This is a genomic window from Aquiflexum sp. (assembly GCF_977115555.1).
On record NZ_CDSBKL010000371.1, the window covers coordinates 1 to 3,912 of the forward strand.

Genomic DNA, 3,912 nt, shown 5'->3' on the forward strand with positions numbered 1-3,912 from the left:
GTTTTTTGGATCCGTCTTTACCAAAAACAGAAAAATTCCCCTCCACGATTTCAAAGTCATCTACCAGAAAAAATTCAAATAATTCCTTGCCTGGTTCTTTAGGTTGTTTTTCCTTTTTAGGTGTTTTGACCTCATCTAGAAACACTTCCATATCAGGCTTATACAATTTCAATTGGGTAAGCCAAAGGTCCTTGCTTGACTGTAAATCTTCCAAAGAATTTAGCTTGACCAATATGGTAGGAATGTGTCCGGAAAAAACGGGAAATCCGGGTTTACCTCCCAAATCTCTAGGAATAATCCTAAAACCATTTACTAAAACCCCTTCATACTTGGTGTCAAACTCGACCTTTGAAAACGTTACCTGATGGACACTGTCATTCAGTGTCAGCCAAAACTCATCCAATTCCAAAGCAATTCCATCAAAAAAACCTGCGATTTCGGCTTTTTGCATGTTTGCTGAATCTAGCAAAAAATCAAAAACACTCAAATTAATTTGTGTATTGATCAACTCCCTTTGGGTTCCAGCTTCTTTGAACCCCAAACTAAATTTAGCGTCGACTGTCTCTATGGTATCAATAACCACATTACTTATGTTTTTTGGGAGGTTTTTTTCCCTCTTAGCCTTTCTTCTAACGGTCTGTTCTGTCTCCGCTCTCCAGTCATTGTCAATAACCAAAGAAACAGTGGAGCCGATTAATCCTAATTTCTCCAAGCTAAGTGTATTGTCAAAAAGAAATGCCTCTAAATCTACTCCCCTAAATGAAAGAATAGGAATATTGGCAGAAACCTTGGTCTTATCAGAAAAGGAACTGTTTGGACTTAACCTGACATTTCTTGTAATGATTTCTTTACTTGAGGTATTGAAATTGATTCCGTCAGCCTGAATGGTATATTTTCCGTTACCTATATTAAAGACATAATCACTTAAATTTAGATCAAGCTCATCCGAAAAAAATGAGTTTACTTCTTTAGAAGTTGAAGCCTCATTGACGAAGAAATTTTTGACCGAAATAGTAACATTATCTTCGGAAAAGTTCCTGTTTTTGTCATTTACAAAATTCTGATAATTTAGCTTGGCGCGATTCACGTTTATAGAGTCCACCCGGATTTCAGAAAAATAATTAGTCACCAAATCCAAAATTTCTCCCCTTTGCATTCCAGTTTCTGTACCATCCTTAATTTTGGGTTTGTAGCGGTAGAGATTTATATCGGGTGATGGGACCAAAATCTCATTGATCCTTAGAATTCCCTCAAAATATGCTCCAGGGATATCCACTCCTTTTGCAAAAAATTTTGGTACATAAATATCAAGCGTAGTGCTTTTGCCATATTTGTCTAAGTTCTGTTGAATCTGAGTCTGATAAAGTGGACGGATGGCAAAACCGTCAATTTCTATTACATATTCCTTAGTATCAATAAAAATTCTGTCAGCTTTGAATATATGAAGGTTATCGGCTAGTTTAAGCCCATAATCCTGAATTTCTAGCTGAAGATTCTCAGCCAAAAAGATCCCTTTGGAATCTGCTTTTTCAGTCTTTTCATCGAGTTGAAAATTTTCCAAAACAAGGTTGATTTTTCCAAAGGAAAGACTGTCTTGCCTGATTCTTATCCTATTATCCAGAGTAAGTGAGCCTTCGCGGATTTCAAACCGTTGGACATAAATTCCGTTGAGATACTCACTGTAAATCTCGTTGAGGTCCAATTTAGATTCATCTTTTTTACCACCCTTAATATTCTTTAGGAGAATTTCGGGCCTGTCAAGGATTACTTCCTTCAAATCCACTATCCCTTGATTATAAACTTTTTTGAGATTGGCTTCAGTGATGACCAATCCTGAAACCCCGATGTCTAAATGGGATTTTTTACCATCAAATTCAAGTCCCTCGATAGGAAAAAGTTTGAATCCATCAATCTCAATCCTGTCATCAAAAGAAGAAAGCCTAACAAAATCCCCATGCATGATGTGGATGCTGTCATTCAGGGTAAATTCTACCTGATGGACTTCCACCGAAGCATTCTCTGCATAAAAAAACTGGTCTTTCTTTTTAGATTCATCAGGACCAACATAAAAGTCGTCCATTTTGAAATCAATCCGGTCAGTCCTAATGATGTAAGTATCCCTCGAATCTGCCAATCGTTTTCCAAATTTTCCTTCTACAATTTCAAAGTCCGAAATTTGAATTGAATTCAAAATCCCATCAATTAAATTATATAAATCAAAAGGTTCTGAACCACGGTCTTTCTTCAGAATTTCGCCTGTGAACAAGTTAAACTCTGGATTTTCGATTTTCAACTGGCCTACATCAACCTCAGAAGTATAGAATACCCTGTTGATATCAGCATCTTTTAGGAGAAGTTCATCCAAATCAAGCTGAAAATAGGTTTGGGACTCTTTACTGAAATCAGGAATTATTTTGACTTCTTTGGCATTGATATACTGTTCGAGCGAAGATACATTGACAGATTCGGCCTGAACTGTATGGATACTATCAGCCAATAACACTTCAAAATTATCAAACCCAAATGAAAATCCTTTTGCATTGAATGGCGTCTCAGGTACTCTTGGTTGCAAAAGCTGAATATCTTCCAATAAAAGTCTCGTGTTTTCTGCCTTTATGGCTTTTTGGGAAATGAAATTTTTCAACAGCAAATCTGCATCATCGATTTTAAGTCTTTCGATCCGTATTTCTTTGACTTGAGAACCCAAAAAAGACTTCTTGATTTCTTCCTGAAGGATTAAAATAGGAGAAACAGAGGGCTTTGAGATTTCAGTAGTATCCTTTTGACCCAACTTAAAATCGACCTCGGGACTTACGAGCTCAATGGTGCCAATGATAAATTCTTTTCTGAAAAACCGGTAATTGAGTCCCGTAATGTTTATGGCAGGTATTGAGAAACGAAAATATGGTTTATCTCCAAACTCTACTGACTGACCCTCAACAGGATTGAGTTTTAATCCTTGGAAGGTGATTCCTCTTTGTAAAAAGAGAATATGAAACTCCTCAAAATCAATTTCATATTTATTTCCCGAAGCAACATTAACTTTCTCCTTTAAATAGTTGCGTAAAAAAAGATCAGAACCAAAATAAAAAATCAATTGAAGCGAAAGCAACACCAAGATAACTATACCTGCAAATCGTAAGTATTTATTTCTTTTTTTTCCCTTCAAAGGAATTTTTTGTTGATTTTCTTCCATAGACCTGAATCCGTTTTTAAAAGTAATACAAAAGCATTGAAAAATTGAAGGTTAACAAATTAGATTTTGATTTCAACCTAGGCGACAAAAGTCAATGATGAAAGATCTCAGGTTAATATGGAAAAACTTGAAATTCGAAAAGAAAATTAAAACCCGACACAAATCAGGATAGTTACAATCCCATTTCAAAGGCTATCTGGAATACGGCCAAATATCAAAAAAAAAGAAACAATCAGATTTGGCTAACCATTTCCGATTGTTTCAATAGATAATTATAACCCAAATATAAATATAGCTGTAGGAGAAGGATTCGAACCTCCACGGAGAAGTTAGGCAACAAAAGAGCTCTTTGTGTGCTTTGTCCATTCCTGAAAAGAATCAGGTACTCCACCCCCGAGACAGGAGGGCATGTCTGCCAGTTTCAACATCCTACAAGGTGTGTTTTTCAAAGCCTTTTGCTTTGTAGCGGGTCAAAATTAACAAACCGAACCATTTATTAAAATTATTTTAAATAAAAGTGAATTTTTTTACATTATCTTTAAAAACAATTATTGAATTTTATCGAAATAACATTTGAGTGTTGAATTATTGGGATTTATTGACAAATCTTTAATGATATACCAAGATTTGAAATTCTTGACCATAAAATAACTTTTCTAAATGGTAGTTTTCAAAAGTAGAAATTAGAGATTTTAGGATTTGCTTAAAAGCATTTC

The 3,912-nt window shown here is 35.2% G+C and carries 1 protein-coding gene; it reads right to left on the bottom strand.

All coding sequences use genetic code 11. The features are described from left to right. The coding region (locus ACZFYI_RS16810; protein WP_462525286.1) for a hypothetical protein at positions 1–3,196 on the bottom strand (3,196 nt) is incomplete at its 3' end. Between the last annotated feature and the right edge of the window lie 716 nt (positions 3,197–3,912).